Origin of the sequence: Seonamhaeicola maritimus, from assembly GCF_008056315.1 — a bacterium.
GTDB lineage: Bacteria > Bacteroidota > Bacteroidia > Flavobacteriales > Flavobacteriaceae > Seonamhaeicola > Seonamhaeicola maritimus.
This window is the reverse complement of the sequence record NZ_VRKQ01000008.1, coordinates 1,184,322-1,200,508: the sequence shown is the minus strand read 5'-3', so window position 1 is coordinate 1,200,508 and position 16,187 is coordinate 1,184,322. Positions and strand designations below refer to the sequence as shown.

At 32.2% G+C, this 16,187-nt stretch carries 12 protein-coding genes; 5 read left to right on the top strand and 7 right to left on the bottom strand.

Features of this window, described 5'->3' with window-relative positions; all coding sequences use genetic code 11:
- Positions 1 to 18 precede the first annotated feature (18 nt).
- The 5 genes from FUA22_RS04945 to FUA22_RS04925 form a co-directional block, all read right to left on the bottom strand.
- Positions 19 to 687 carry an ion channel gene (locus tag FUA22_RS04945; protein WP_147766748.1) on the bottom strand — a complete coding sequence of 223 codons (669 nt, stop codon included), beginning with the start codon at positions 685 to 687 and terminating at the stop codon, positions 19 to 21.
- A 1-nt stretch (position 688) separates the two neighbouring features.
- Positions 689 to 3,799, bottom strand: a complete 3,111-nt coding sequence (locus FUA22_RS04940; protein WP_147766746.1) for an efflux RND transporter permease subunit — start codon at positions 3,797 to 3,799, stop codon at positions 689 to 691.
- A 19-nt stretch (positions 3,800 to 3,818) separates the two neighbouring features.
- Positions 3,819 to 4,907: an efflux RND transporter periplasmic adaptor subunit gene (locus FUA22_RS04935; RefSeq protein WP_147766744.1), complete on the bottom strand. Its 1,089-nt coding sequence runs from the start codon at positions 4,905 to 4,907 to the stop codon at positions 3,819 to 3,821.
- 6 nt (positions 4,908 to 4,913) lie between these two features.
- Positions 4,914 to 7,244 carry a TolC family protein gene (locus FUA22_RS04930; RefSeq protein ID WP_147766742.1) on the bottom strand — a complete coding sequence of 777 codons (2,331 nt, stop codon included), beginning with the start codon at positions 7,242 to 7,244 and terminating at the stop codon, positions 4,914 to 4,916.
- Between the two features lie 467 nt (positions 7,245 to 7,711).
- Entirely contained in the window at positions 7,712 to 9,952 is a 2,241-nt protein-coding gene (locus tag FUA22_RS04925; protein ID WP_147766741.1) for a tetratricopeptide repeat protein, read from the bottom strand.
- Between the two features lie 237 nt (positions 9,953 to 10,189).
- Here FUA22_RS04925 and FUA22_RS04920 point away from each other — a divergent pair, with 237 nt between their 5' ends.
- Genes FUA22_RS04920 through FUA22_RS04900 form a run of 5 tightly spaced genes read left to right on the top strand, consistent with a single transcriptional unit; the run spans position 10,190 to position 14,591 of the window.
- Entirely contained in the window at positions 10,190 to 11,089 is a 900-nt protein-coding gene (locus FUA22_RS04920; protein ID WP_147766739.1) for a MerR family transcriptional regulator, read from the top strand.
- Positions 11,090 to 11,138: 49 nt separating this feature from the next.
- A complete protein-coding gene (locus FUA22_RS04915; RefSeq protein ID WP_147766737.1) occupies positions 11,139 to 12,599 on the top strand; it encodes a phytoene desaturase family protein in 1,461 nt (486 codons plus the stop codon).
- Between the two features lie 2 nt (positions 12,600 to 12,601).
- On the top strand, positions 12,602 to 13,441 hold the full coding sequence (locus FUA22_RS04910) for a phytoene/squalene synthase family protein (RefSeq protein WP_147766735.1): 840 nt from the start codon (positions 12,602 to 12,604) through the stop codon (positions 13,439 to 13,441).
- A gap of 10 nt (positions 13,442 to 13,451) precedes the next feature.
- Entirely contained in the window at positions 13,452 to 13,904 is a 453-nt protein-coding gene (locus tag FUA22_RS04905; protein WP_147766733.1) for a sterol desaturase family protein, read from the top strand.
- Complete coding sequence (locus tag FUA22_RS04900; RefSeq protein ID WP_147766731.1) at positions 13,905 to 14,591, top strand: lycopene cyclase domain-containing protein; 687 nt, start codon at positions 13,905 to 13,907, stop codon at positions 14,589 to 14,591.
- Here the strand turns inward: FUA22_RS04900 and FUA22_RS04895 are convergent.
- Both FUA22_RS04895 and FUA22_RS04890 read right to left on the bottom strand, forming a co-directional pair.
- The gene (locus FUA22_RS04895; RefSeq protein ID WP_147766729.1) at positions 14,588 to 15,553 is read right to left on the bottom strand and encodes a D-2-hydroxyacid dehydrogenase; all 966 of its coding nucleotides are present in this window, start codon (positions 15,551 to 15,553) and stop codon (positions 14,588 to 14,590) included. The genes FUA22_RS04900 and FUA22_RS04895 overlap by 4 nt on opposite strands.
- 12 nt (positions 15,554 to 15,565) lie before the next feature.
- On the bottom strand, positions 15,566 to 16,132 hold the full coding sequence (locus tag FUA22_RS04890) for a TlpA family protein disulfide reductase (protein ID WP_147766727.1): 567 nt from the start codon (positions 16,130 to 16,132) through the stop codon (positions 15,566 to 15,568).
- Positions 16,133 to 16,187 lie beyond the last annotated feature (55 nt).

The window sequence follows — 16,187 nt, the reverse complement described above, 5'->3', positions numbered from 1 at the left end:
ACTATTTCATTTTCAGTATCAATTTTTATCATTCTTTATAGATAACTGATTTATGTATTTCCCAACAACAATAGCTGTTATTACAACTAAATATATTTGCCCTATTAAACCAATTAAAATAGCGGCTTTATGCGCTAATGCACTATTAGGTAAAATATCTCCATACCCAATAGTTAATAATGTAATATAGCTGTAATATATCAAGTTTTCTGTAATTGAAATCCCATCTATTAAGCCTGAAAACGAATTAGGGTATACCATTTCGATACTTAAGCAGATAAAAAAACCGATTAACCCAAGAGAAATGTATCCACTAACAAGTCCAAATATCACATTTTTGCTGACTTTTTTTGCTTGCCATACTTGCTTAATAATTTCTACAGTAACTACGATGTAAAACAAAAAGTAAGTCAACATTTTTATTGGACCAACTAAATTCTCATTTACTGTTTCTATTAATTCTGAGCCAAGTATTACGGCACTTAGAACAAGTAAAGCAACTAAAAACCACATTGTTTTTTTCTGTTTTGATAACAGCACAATCCCAGCAAATAGATTAATTAAAAACAGTACTGGTGATAGATAGGTTTCAAATACAATTGACGGTACAATAAGAGACCCAAACAGTATCGCAATCTGACTAAAAAAGAAAACCTCGAAACGGTATGGATATAATCTCTTTAGCATTTTAATCTAAAAGTTCATCATTAAACTCATAGTTCTTATAATTCACCTTATACATCACACTATAAAATGCAGGAATAAATAATAATGTAATTACAGTTCCAAACAATAAACCAACCATGATGGTTACCGCCATAGGTTCCCACATTTCGCCTCCACCAAGATATAAAGGAATTAGACCCAATACTGTTGTAAAAGTTGCTAATAATATTGGTCTAAAACGCTGTAAACATGCTGCTATTATAGCATCTTGTGGTTTACGTTTTAATTCCGATTCTTCGATCTCAATTCTATCTACCAAAACGATGGCATTATTGATAACAATACCTGCAAGAGAAATAACGCCTAAAAATGCCATAAACCCAAAAGGCACACCAAACAATAAAAGTCCCAAAACCATCCCAATAACTCCCAACGGAATGGTGCAAACAATCATGACCATTTTTCTAAAAGAATTAAACTGTATGATTAATAGCATTACAATAATAAAAGCTGAAAGTGGTAAATAGCTGGCAACTGCTCCCATGTTTTCGGCAGAACTTTTAGCATCCCCTCCTAATTCATAAGTATAGTCTTTACCCCAAACTTCTTTTTGTACATCAAGCCAAGGTGTAATCGCTTGCGTGACTTCTGAGGCATTACCTGTGGTTGTTAATTCGCTCGATACTTTAATTGTTCTTGTTAAATCAACACGCTTTATTTTTGAATATTGCCATTGAGGAATTATAGATGCTACTTGCAGTAAAGGAACACTTTTTCCTGAATTTTGTGAATATATATTAAGGCTTTCTAACGAGGATAAGGATTGTTGCTTACTTTGGTTACTCTTCATTACAATTGGGATAGATTTATCGCCTTCTCGATATTCCCCTGCTTGAAAACCATCTAAAACAGTTTGTAAAGAAGTAGCAATATCTTGATTGGTAACCCCCGCTGATTGCGCTTTATTAGGGTCTATATCTATAACAAACTTTTTCCCTTTAGGGCCCCAATCATCTTTAATGTTTTTTGTGCCAGAAATGGTAAACAACTTCGCTTTAATGGCTTCGGAGATACTTGCTAATTTATCGGGGTCATCTCCTGATACTTCAATTTCAACAGGTGTTCCACCTCCACCTGAACCTAGCAAACCAACTTTAATATCGCCATTAGGAAAGTTTTCAAAACTGAAGGCATCCAATTTTTCAATCATGCTATTATTCACCAAAAAAGATGATGTATTAATTAAGATATGTGCATAATTTGAATTTGCTTCATCCGCATTATACCCCAAATCGTAAGCTGAAGGGCCTTCACCAATGTAAGCTGACCAATCTACAATACCATCCGGTTTATCATCTGTTACTTTTAGCTCTTTCTGCATAAAATCTTCAAGCGCTAAAATCACAGATGTTGTATTCTCAATTTTAGTATTCTCTGGTAAATTGATATCAACCGTTATCATATTACGGTCACTATCTGGGAAGAATACAAAGCCTAATAGTCCAAATCCGAAAATGGATAAAAAGAACATAAATACAATAAGTACTAAAACCGATTTTTTCCAATTAAGAGCTAATAAAATTAAATTTTTATACTTGAGTTTTAAGCCATTAATTAATTTATCTAAGAAACTTACTTTTCCGGCTTCTTTTGGTTTTACTTTTAAGAAGAAGACACAGAATAAAGTAATGATACTTAAAGCAATAAGCCATGACGATAAAAGCGCAATAGTGATTACCACGAAAATGGGCCCCATAATATCACCCATAACCGATTCTGCCATAAAGAAGGCTAAAAACGCTGCAGACGTCGTTAATGTTGAAATCAATAATGGCGTAAATAATTCTGAACATGAATCGATGGCTGCTTTCTTAACAGGAATACCTGCTTCCATTTTTACCATGACCGATTCCGCTACAACAATAGCGTTATCAACCATCATTCCCAAAGCCATAATTAAAGCGGCTAAGGAAATTTGATTTAGCCCCACATCGATTAACCCCATAACCATCAACGTTGTTATGGTAACTATTGGAATTAAACTTGCAATAACCAATCCTGTTCTTAGTCCTAAAAAGAAAAGCATGACTGCTAATACGATAGCAATAGCCTGTAATAGGTTGCCAATAAAATCACTAATCTTTAAATCGATGTATTTATCAATTGATGCTAAACGTGATACTTCCAAACCAACTGGCAATTTATCTTGCCATTCTTGTAGTAACACATCAATTTCTTCTCCTAACTTAATAATATTAGCACCTTCTTTTAAAGAAACATGTAATGAAATAGCATCTAAACCATTAATTCTCACTTTCTGCTTTGGTGGATTGATATACCCTTTTTTCACTGTAGTAATATCTTCAAGAGCAATAACTTGTCCATTTTCTCCAACGGGGACTAACATTTCCTTTATGGATTCTAAATCATCGAAGTTACCTGTAGGCTCCAAAATAATACGTTCTGCTTCAACATTAATTGTACCTCCAGAGCTAAGTATATTAGTGCTACCTATAATGTTTTTTAATTTGTTCGATGTTAATCCATAGGTTTTTAATTTGGTGTTTTCAAACTCAACAAAAACACGTTCTTCCTGCGCACCATTCAATTCAACTTTAGCAGCATCTTCAAGTTTTATTAAATCATCTCGCAAGTCATCTGCATAATCTTTCATTTCTGTATAATCATAACCATCAGAAATTAAACCAACAGCAATACCAAATACTTCACCAATGCCATCATCCCGCAATTGAGGAGTAACATTACTTGGTAACCCCTGAATGGTGCCTAACTTTCTGCGAAGTCTATCCCAAACAGGCTGAAGTTCTTCTGGTTTAACTTCCATTTTAAGCTCTACCTGAACTACGGAAAGTCCAGTACGCGATGTACTTTTTACTACTTTTAATTCGGGTAATTCCTGTGCGACTTTTTCAATTTTATCACTAACTAATTCCTCAACACGCTCTGGACTTGCTCCTGGAAATGATGATACAATTGATGCTATTCGTATGGTATAAGGTGGCATACTATCTCTTGACAATGAGGCATAAAACAACATACCCATCACCATAACTACAGCCAAAATACTTAATACAACACGATTACGGTTTATTGAAAATTCAGTAAGATTCATAAGGTTAGTTTTTTAGTTATTATAATCTTACTTTTTGTCCGTTTATTAAGGTTTGTAATCCTGCCGTTGCTATTTTGTCTCCAGAATTTAAACCTTTTTTCACTTCAAATCCAGATGGTGTTAATTCACCAATTTCAATTTGTTGTTTTTTTACAGTTCCCGTTATCCCATCGCTTGATTCTACTATAAATACAAAATTACCGTTACCATCTTCTCCTACAGACTTAACAGGCACAACCAATGTATCATTTGCAATACTTTCATCTTGCTCAAAATCAAAAATGACATTTGTTGCCATGCCCGATTTAATTTCTGGAATAGGATTAATTATTGCAACTGCTGTAATATAGGTAGACGAATTGGGGTCTATACTTGGTGATACTTCAAAAACTCTACCTTCAAAAACTTTATCCTCAATAGCCGAAAACTCAATTTTGGTAGCCATATCAACTTTTACCTTATTAATAACAGCCTCTGGTAATCCAACCTCAACCTTCATATCTTTTCCTGCGTTCAATTCTGCAAATTGATGACCAGCCGAAACTTGCTCATTAACTGCACCGTCTGTCCAAACGATTACGCCATCTTTTGGAGCTTTGATGATACCATAACTTAATTGCGTAGCTTGTATACTTTTATTTCGTTTTGCAGATTCAAACTGATCTAAAGCTGTTTGATATGAGTTTTTTGCTTTTTCATAATCGCTTAATGAATTGCTTCCTTTTTCATATAGCGACTTAATTCTATCTAAACTCGACTTAGCTGTATTCATAGCAGACTTTGCTGCATTTAAGGCTGAAACAGATTGCTCATACGCTAGGTTTGCCTCAACATTATCCAACCTAGCAATAATAGCTCCTTTTTTAACCTGTGCACCTTTCCAATGGTTTACTTTAGTGATAATTCCACCGCTTCTAAAACTTAATCCAATGGCGTTACTAGATTTTGCTGTTCCACTATATGTTCTTGTGCCCTGAACGTTTGGAGTTCCAACAACTTCGTACTTCACAGGTCTCAATACTTCTTCTTTAACCTCAACTTTATCCTTACAGGAAGAAAGGTTTATGACTAAAGCTAAAATTGACAATTTGTATATGTGTAATTTCATAATGGGTTAGTTTTTATTTAAAATATATTGGTTGGCTCTTTGGATGAATGCTTGATTATTATCTTCAGAATGGGTTAAAAAGAAGTACCCTATGGCGCGTTCTAATTGCATTGAGGTTATTAAGTAATTATAATTGGCCGTAGACCTTGCTAACTTCGCTTGCAAATAATTGGTCTGCGCATCAATTAACTGAATAATGGGAACTGCGCCCTGTTGGTAAGCATTTTGTGTGAGGTCTAAACTTTCTTTTGCTGTTTCTTCTGATACTTTAGAAATTTCGATATTTGCTATTTGATTAATCAAATCCAGTACCACATCATTAACATTTTTCTCAATGTTTAATTCTATATTTTGTCTTTCAAAACCCAGTTGTTCCTCTTGTATAAAAGCTGATTGTCTATTTATGTTTCTTTGGTTTTGATTAAATATAGGCAAAGATATATTTAAACCAACGTTGTATGTTCCATCAGGTGCTATTGGAAATCCATCAGGTATCGTTGTGCCTTTTCCAGACTGAGAAATTGCCAAACTGTATTGGCCCTGTAAAGCAACTGTTGGAATAAAACGACCATAATCATTTAAATCATAAGTGCGTTTTGTAACATTTAAATTATAATCTATATTCTTTAACTCAGGAGCGTTCTTTTTTGCTTCTTGTATCAAAAATTCAATTAAAGTGGGTTGTAATTTCGGGTCGTCTAAAATCTTGTAAAAGTCATCATATTTATAATTCTTAAAAACACCTTCGGAAAGTTCAGCATCCAGAATGTCAATGTCTTTATTAATTGATACATTCATCAATTGATTAATAGTGAAAAATGCTTGTTGCAATTGATTTCTAGCTTCTATAAGGCTTTGCATATTTTGAGCTAATTGACTCCTGAAACGTAACACATCTGATTTCCCAGATTCACCTGCTTCAAAGTTTTGTTCTGCTATTTCTAAATTACGCTTTGTAACTTGGAGGTTTTGATTCTGAATACTTGTATTTGTTTTTAAAATCAAGGCATTAAAATAAGCTACAGTAGCATTCAATAAAGCATCGAGTTCATTTGTATCATAAATGGCTTGTTCTGCTTTTTGTAATTCTTTCCTAATATCGATATTGGCTGAAGCACTTTCTGAATAGATTAATTGTTCTAAAACAATATTCCCAGATGTTGAGAACTCTGGGTTTGCGCCATTTGAAATTTCCGCTACTCTGGGATCTAGATAAACCCCACTTACACCAGCAGATACATTGGGCAAATAACCACTTTTAGCTGTTTTAACATCTTGACCACTTAATTCGACACTCTTTTCACTAGAAGATAGACTTAAATTCTTATCAAGAACACCATTCATAATATCCAATATAGACATCATGCTTTCAGTATTTGGTTCTAATTCGCCTCCAATGAAATCAGCGGTTCCCAACATAGCATAACGCAATGGAAAATCAATGAGCTTAGCAGTATTATAATTGATGGTTAGCTTGTTTTTATACTCTAACAACAAGGGTAGTTCTGAAGCATTAGTCCCATTTGTAATAGCTTCAATATTTAATGCAATACGTCTAAAAAACTGATTTAAATTTGTTTGGGGTTGACTAGTAGCCAATATACCACGCTCAACATCTTTAACTCTATTTGCAGAAAATGATGGTAGCTTTTTAGAATTTATAACTGAGGTTAAATTCTCAAATTGAGCATCACTAAATTCAAAACCACCTGCTAAATAAACAGCATCTATTCCTTCCAAGTCTCTTGCATTAATACCATTTTCAGTTAAGGGGATTAAACGATACTTTTTTTCCACCTTCTGAAAATATTGATCAAATACAGATTTTAATGGCAAAACATCAATTATATTTTGCTCTATTAAAATACCAATATTTTCATAATCATAAACGGTTTTAAAAGTATCTAAATCCTTCTTGTAAGATAATGGAGCAATTATGTAAGTAATATTATTTATACCAGATGTTATACGTTCTGGTGGCAAATTGATGAAATCTGAATTAATAGAACCAAAAACAATGACAGGTTTAGCATAATATTCTTGTTGGCTTAAAACAATATTATCTATTACCCCAAAAGCCAAAATAAGGTCAGTATCTCCATCAATTAAAGACTGATAATTTTCTTTAGCTTTGAGTAAGCTAAAATTATTTGAAAGCACTTTTTGAAAGTTAACAGTCTTACCTTGTCCTAAAACTGCAGTGATTTCTCTTTTTAACTGTTCTAAAAGCGGTTGAACATCTGGTGTATTTTTATCTGTTAAAAGACCAATATTTATATTTTGGGAATAACTTAATTGCAAAAATAATGCAACGAAAAATATTAGAGTTCTTTTCATGGGTTAATTAGTTTTTAGGTAAAAATAACAATTATATTTCATTCATCTTCAATCCATTTTTTGTTTATCAAATCACTTTACTTTGCAAAAAAGAACTTAAAAGAAATGATATGTTTTAGCTACACTTCCATATTTATTTTACTTTAATAAAAGCATATAATACTATTATTAAAGATGTCTCGAACAAAATCTCAAAAGAATTATCTCCTATTTCTATAATTTAAAACAAACGGTTCTTGCTCTAAAAACCAAACACTCTTAAGTTCCAGATCTAGATATTCAGTAGTAAGATTAGGTAAAAAGCACAACTTTCGGTTGCCCATAATAGTTAAACAAGTTGGTAGATTCTTAAATCGGGAACATAAGAAACAATAATTTTCTACAAGGCTCTAAAATTTCACCAAAAGAAATTTCCTTAAAAACTTAAAGTTTTGAGCAAAAATCTTTGAAAGTCACATAGATATTAACTACTGCAATCCTCTTAATTGATTAAACATTGATACATACGTTTGATTATTAGGATACAATTGTACCAACTGTTGGGCAATATTTCTAGCTTTTGCTAGCTCCCCTTGCTTTTGATATAGATAAGCCAAAACATATAACAAATCACCATTTTGAGGTGCTAACTTTAAACCATTCACTGCTACTTTTTCAGCCTGTTTAAAGTTATTTACTTTATCGTAAAGCAGACTCAAATTATAATAAAACCGAATATTTTGTGGCATGTACTTAATAGCTAGCTCCATTTGAGTAATAGCTTCTTCAATTCTATTTTGTTCACCTAATAAGAGTGAATATGAATAATATGTTTGACCAAATTCAGGTTCTTGATTAATAACCATTTTAAAGGCTTCTTCGGCCTCCTTCACCTGCCCATTTCTGTAATATAGGTTAGCCAAATTACTTCTAATAATGTTATTTAGGTTATCAACTTCCAGAGCACTTTCAAAAGATTTTATGGCATTTATTATGTCACCTTTCTTTAAATAATAGCCTCCACGTTTGGCACGTCCTCCTGCAAAATCAGATGTTACACTTAAGTGGACTTCAAACTCTTTTTTAACTTTTTTATATGCCTCTTTGTATTCCTCTGGAATTTGTAGTTCATCCAAAGAACTTAATGCAAAAAATGCTTTGACTCTTACTGTACGTTTAGGGTCTTTTAATAATGGTAAAAATGCCTTTACATAATCTTCATTAGTAATTTCACTAAGCGCATCAACAGTAGCACCTCTAACAATTGGAGAATCATCTTTTAAAAAGCGAAGCATGTCATTAATAACCTCTTCATTAAAGTAATTTGTCATTAAATTAACAGCTGAAGCTCTTGCTATAGCCGGATAAATTGTGTCACTGGCCATGGTTAATAAATCATGATACCCATTAGCTTCACCTGTAAAACCTGGTGCTAATAAATCAGAGAAATGGGTGTAATCTGGCTCGCCATAATTCTTTTTGAAATCCTCCCAAGCCCATTCATTAGTTTTATCTGTATGACATCTAATACAAGCATTTGGCGTACCGTATTTAATACTTTGATCTGGTCTAGGTATTCTAAAACTGTGATCACGCCTGTAATCATTACCCATATAAACCTTTCCGTCCATATGGCAGTTTATACACTGAGCACCTTGTGAGTTTTCCTCGTGAAAATGATGTGAAGGCACATCATATTTTGGTTGCTCATGACACTGGAGACACAAGGCATTACCTTCAATCCTAAGTTTTAAGGAGTGCGGGTTGTGACAATTGGTGCAGGTAACATTATGCTGATACATTTTACTTTGAACAAAGGACCCATATACATAAACCTCGTCTAAGATCTGACCGTCTGGGTGGTACAAATTATTAGCTAAAATTTGTGGAAAGTAATGATCCATCATAGTACCTTCAAAATTAAAGTGACCAGAAAATTGTTCTCTTCTCATATGACATCTTGCACACTGATCTACCAACTCTTTCGGTTCTGTATCTAAAGTCATCCACATCTCCCCCTCAGTAGCTTTATAATCGTCACCAAATTTTTGAGCTTGTTCAGCATGGTCTTTTCCAGGGCCATGACAAGCTTCACAATTCACATTAATTATTGCATATTTTGTATCATAACTATGGTCTGCCTGTTTGTAGTTCTTCCTAACGTTAGTTGAATGACAATCAGCACACATATTATTCCAATTCAGCCCACCTCTAGACCAGTGTAACCATTCTGAATGGACCACCTTAAAATCTGGATACAAATCAAACCACTTGTTTTCTTCGGTATCCCAAGCTGTTCTTAAGCATTGGTAATGTCCGTCTGGAAATTTAACTATATATTGTTGTAACGGAGTAATTCCAAAAACATACTCAATTTTATAATCATGATTTTTACCATCAGGACCTTCTGTATTAGCAAAATAAACACCGTCCTTAATGAAAAAACGCGATGCCACACCTTGACTGGTAAATTTAGCATTATTAAAATTTCCTAATATTGTTTCGTCCGTGGCAATCTGCATTGCCTTATCATGGTGAGAACCTGTCCATTCTTTAACTTCATCTAAATGACATTCTGCACAAGCCTTATCGCCTAAAAAATGATCATCAGGAATTAAACCAGAAGACACAAAAACACTTTCCTTTTTAGCCTCAACATACTTTTGTTTCTTATTATTACAAGAAAATGCAAACATGATAAGAAGCACAAAAAATAATTTATTTGTCATTGATTTTGAAAAAATGAAATTTGAAAACATAGCTTAATGGACGCCAAATTAGGTGAATATAAACGCATCAAAAATAGGTTATACTAATGGCTTTACAAAGAAATAGATTTATTTAAAGTCGGAGAGATTTTTCCATACCATAAATGGATTTAAATAAATTAATTATGGTTTATTTTTCATTTTTCTAGATAGTTTCGAACAAATTCACTACTTTTGTTTAACTTATATTAATTATTAATGAACAATATACAAGTTAATTTTAGCATAAAGGATTTAGAAAACCTTACAGGAATTAAGGCGCATACCATTAGAATATGGGAAAAACGTTATAATTTACTGCAACCCAACAGAACGGATACAAATATTAGAACCTACAGTATTGGTAGTCTTCAAAAATTATTAAATATTACCTTTTTAAACAATAATGGTTTAAAAATATCTAAAATTGCCAACTTGGGAGAAGAGGAAATACCCATTAAAGTAAGAGAACTTGCTTCAAGATCTAAAGTAGAAGACCATGCTATAAATGCCTTTAAAATGGCGATGATTAATTTTGATCAAGTTCTGTTTTACAATACATATAACAATCTAATAGAAAATAAAAGCTTTAGCGATATTTTCTATACTATCTTTTTACCATTACTTAACGAAATAGGAATTCTATGGCAGACTGACACGATCACTCCTGCACATGAACATTTTCTTTCTACTCATATAAAGCAAAAGATACTTTTAAACATTGAAAGGTTACAGAGTTTAGAACCTCAACCAAACTCTAAAACCTATATACTTTATTTACCAGATAACGAAATACATGATATTGGGCTTCTTTTTATTAATTATCAACTGAGAAGCAAAGGTTTTCATACCATTTTCTTAGGTGAAAGTGTGCCAATGCAAAGCCTTTCGAGTGTTTTAGAGTTTTTTAATGAAATTACCTTTGTTTCTTATTTCACTGTAAACCCAGAAATTGATAAAATCCCTGAATACATTGATAATTTCAATAGTTTACTTTTAGAAGAAAGTGAGCATAATTTAATGCTTCTTGGCCCTAGATTAGCTGATTTTGATATTAATAAATTACCCAATAAAGTATCCATTTATTCAAGCATTGAAGAGTTAGTAGAAAATTTTTAGTTAATAAAACTATTTTTTGTTTAACTTTTTATTATATTTGTTAAACAAAATGAAAAACAATATAATTATAATAGGTTCCGGGTTCTCATCTTTAGCTGCTTCATGTTATTTAGCTAAGGCTGGATACAATGTTACCATCTTAGAGAAAAACCAAACAATTGGAGGAAGAGCTAGACAATTAAAAAAGAATGGTTTTACATTTGATATAGGACCAACATGGTACTGGATGCCTGATGTATTCGAACGTTTCTTCGCCGATTTCAACAAGAAACCTTCTGATTATTATACTTTAGACAAACTTAGTCCTGCTTATAGTGTATATTTTGGTAAGAATGACTTAATTACTATTGAAGACTCACTTGATAAAATTTCCGAAACCTTTGAAGCTAATGAAAAAGGCAGTTCAAAAAGTCTAGATAAATTTATTTCTAAAGCTAAGGACAATTATGATATTGCTATAAAGGATTTAGTATACAATCCCGGAGTTTCTCCGCTAGAATTGGTTTCTTTTACAACCATTACGCGGTTAAATCAATTTTTAACCAATGTAAAACAAGACATAAGGAAGCTATTCAAAAATGATAAACTTAGAAAGATACTTGAATTCCCTGTTTTATTCCTAGGTGCTAAACCAAGCAATACGCCCTCTTTCTATAATTTTATGAATTATGCAGATTTTGGCTTGGGTACATTTCATCCCAAAAAAGGCATGTATCAAGTTATATTGGCCATGGAAAATCTAGCTAAAGAATTAGGTGTTATAATAAACACTAATGCTTCTGTTAATAAAATAAATGTGGAAAATGAAGTAGCTATTAGCGTTGAATCAAATAACGTGGTATATCAGGCAGATATCATACTAAGCGGTGCCGATTATTGGCATACCGAAACCCTTTTAGATGAAAAATATCGTCAGTATTCCCAAAAATACTGGGAGAAAAAAGTATTTGCTCCCTCAGCCTTACTGTTTTATGTAGGATTTGACAAAAAAGTTAAAAACGTAGAACATCATACCTTATTTTTTGATGTTGATTTTGATGTTCATGCCACAGCTATTTATGACAAACCCCAATGGCCAGAAGATCCTTTGTTTTATGCAAGTTTTCCAAGTATAACAGATAACAGTACCGCCCCTAAGGGTAAAGAAGCTGGTATCTTTTTAATTCCACTAGCTCCTGGTATTGAAGATACTGAAGATCTCAGAGAAACCTATTTTAACAAAATTATAAGTAGGTTAGAAAACCTAACTTCTCAAAAAGTAACAGAGCATATTCTTTTTAAAGAATCTTTCTGCGTTAAAGATTTTGAAAAAGATTATAACTCCTTTAAAGGAAACGCCTATGGTATGGCCAATACTTTAATGCAAACTGCATTTTTAAGACCAAAACTTAAAAGTAAAAAAGTAAAAAATTTGTATTTTACTGGACAACTAACTGTTCCAGGACCTGGTGTGCCTCCATCATTAATTTCAGGAAAACTAGTATCAGAATTAATATCCAAACATCACTAATCATGAAACAATTATTTGACACCGTATCCTATAGTTGCAGTAAAATTGTTACCAAAACATATAGTACGTCATTTTCATTGGCCACCAAAATGTTATCAAATTCTATCAGAAATGATATATATAACATTTATGGTTTTGTTCGTTTAGCCGATGAAATAGTTGATTCTTTTCATGACTATAAAAAAGAATCATTATTCAATGAATTTACCGAAGATTTAGAATCAGCATTAAAAGAAAAAATAAGTCTAAACCCAATTCTAAATGCTTTTCAATATACATTTCACAAGTACAACATAGATAAAGAATTAGTAGATGCATTTATGAAAAGCATGCGTTTAGATTTGCACAAAACAGATTATTTAACTGATCAAGAATACAAAGATTATATTTACGGTTCTGCTGATGTAGTAGGTTTAATGTGCCTGAAAGTTTTTGTAAAAGGAGACCAAATTAAATATGATAATTTAAAGGATACTGCCATGTCTTTGGGTTCAGCATTCCAAAAAGTAAACTTTTTAAGAGACTTGAAAGCCGACTTTGATGAACTGAACAGAAGTTATTTCCCAAATGCTGACCTCAGTAATTTAGATGAAGCATCTAAAAAAGAGATTATTGATGATATTGAATCTGATTTCGCGAAAGGACTAAGTGGAATTAAAAAACTTCCAATAGACGCAAAATTTGGGGTTTTCATGGCCTACAGATATTATAGGCAACTGCTAAAGAAATTAAAAAAAACGCCTGCATTAAAAATTAAAAGCACACGTATTAGAGTATCTAATCCAAAAAAAATAGAACTCTTAATGAGGAGTTATGTAAAATATCAACTAAATTTATTGTAATTTAAAAGTCATGCAAGCCATTCTTTGGATTTTAGTTTTTTTAGGCACTTATTGCTTTATGGAATTTATGGCGTGGTTTACGCATAAATATATAATGCATGGATTCTTATGGAGTTTGCATAAAGATCATCATAAAAAGGATCACAATAGTTGGTTTGAAAGAAATGATGCTTTCTTTATTTTTTATGCTGTGGTGAGCATTGTTTTTTTTCTACTTTGGAAATATAATAACCTGTGGATAGGACTTCCTATTGGGCTTGGAATTTTTGCCTACGGAATCTCGTATTTTATAGTTCATGATATTTTTATTCATCAGCGTTTTAAACTTTTTAGAAAAGCCAATAATTGGTATGCTAAAGGCGTAAGAAGAGCTCATAAAATTCATCATAAACATATAGGTAAAGAGGATGGTGAATGTTTTGGAATGCTGTTTGTACCTTTCAAATATTTTAAAAAGACCTAAATGAATTACTTATATCTCTTACTTAATTTAAGTTCTATAAGTATTCCCTTTTTATTTAGTTTTCACCCTAAACTAAAATTCTACAAACTTTGGAAACCCCTTTTTATTAGCATTTTTATTTCTATGCTAATTTTTATTCCATGGGACATAATTTTTACCATCAATGGTTTTTGGGGATTCAACAGTGATTACCTTTTGGGTATAAACTTTTTTAATTTACCTATTGAAGAATGGCTCTTTTTTATTTGTATTCCTTATGCTTGTGTTTTTACTCATTATTCACTTTTGTATTATTTCCCTAACTTCAAATTACCGCATAAACACACTAAAACCCTATCCTATTTATTAATTTTTATTCTCACGGCTATTATAGTTTACAATTATGATAAATGGTATACTCTAATAAACTTTACCCTTGCTATAGTTTTAATTTACGTAGCATTAAAAAAGCAACCCGATTTACTAGACAGTTACCTAATAACTTTTCTAGTGATGCTAATTCCATTTTTTATTGTTAACGGTGTATTAACTGGTAGTTTGATTCAAGATGAAGTGGTGTGGTACAACAATGCCGAAAATTTGAGTTTTAGAATATTTACAATACCCATTGAAGATTCTATTTATGCATTTTCACTAATTCTATTAAATCTTTTTTTGATAGAATCTTTTAAGAAAAAAGAACACTAATTATTCACCACATTGATAGGATTTCCTTCCAAATAAGCTTCTAAATTATCAATTGTAGTATTTAGTAATCTTGTTCTCGCCTCTTTTGGCGCCCAGGCAATATGCGGTGTAATTATACAGTTCTTGGCGTTTAACAAAGGGTTATTGGCTTTCATAGGTTCAGCCGAAACAACATCAACAGCTGCTCCAGATACTTTACCAGAATTAAGAGCGTTAGCCAAATCCTTTTCAACAATCAACCCGCCTCTAGCCGTATTAATAATCTTGACACCATCTTTCATTTTAGCAATGTTTTTGGTATTAATAATACCCTGAGTGCTTTCAAAAAGCGGACAATGTAAACTTATAACATCTGAGTTAGTAAAAAGTTCATCTAACTCCACAAATCTGCAAGTTTCTGTTTCAAACTCAGGCTTTTTCGTTCTTGTGTGCACCAAAATATTCAACCCAAATACTTGTGCCACTTTGGCAACACTTTGACCAATGCTTCCAAAACCAATAATACCCATTGTTTTTCCTGCCAATTCGATTAATGGAGAATTCCAAAAACAAAAATCTATGGCATTTACCCAGTCGCCATTATGAACTGCATAACTGTGGTCACCAACGTTATGACACATTTCTAACAACAAAGCCATTGTAAATTGAGCAACAGACTGAGTACTGTAACTAGGTACATTTGTCACAATTATTCCCATTTCTTTAGCAACATCAACGTCAACAATGTTATAACCTGTCGCCAAAACTCCTACAAATTTAACCGAAGATGTGTTTTTAAGTACTTCACTTGTTAAAGGCGTTTTATTAGTGTACACTACTTCAGCGTCACCAATTGCCTTAACAATATCTTTTGTATTATAAGGCGTCCTCTCATGCACAATTAAATCTCCATATTTAGAAATACCTTGCCAACTTAAATCTCCTGGGTTCAATGTAAAACCATCTAAAACAACTATCTTCAATTTCGTTATATTTTATTGTTGTATTAATTCATTTATTGTATTTCTCACTTTTTCACTATTCCAATTAGCAGCACCAGTTTTATCAATAACAATCTTTCCTTTCTTATCAATTAAAAATGTTCTTGGAATACCGTTTACCTTAAATATTTCATTATAATTTGAAACTGGCTTATATACTTTGAAGTTATATTTATTTTTTTCTATGAAAGAGTTTATATCTTTAAACGGTTCACTTGAAACAAAAACAAATTCAATCTTATCTTGATAATCATTGTAAAGCTCCTGAAGACTGGGCATTTCTGCTATACAAGGTGGACACCAAGTAGCCCAAAAATTCACTAGAACGATCTTCCCTTTGGTTTGTTCAAAATTAAAATTTTTGCCCTGACTGTCTTTCAACCTCCAATCATAAGTGGAAATTGCTTCCTGTTTTTCTTCTTGAATTTTAGATGGACTAATAACTGCAGCCACAGCTTTATTTACAAATACTTGAATAGGCTTTCTTGTTTTTGGAATAATTAAAACAGCTACAACAATTAAAAAAATTATATCGGTAACTTTAGGTTTTTTAAATCGCATAATAAAAAATAAAAAAGCATGGTTTTTAAACCATGCTTCAAATCTAACAAAAACA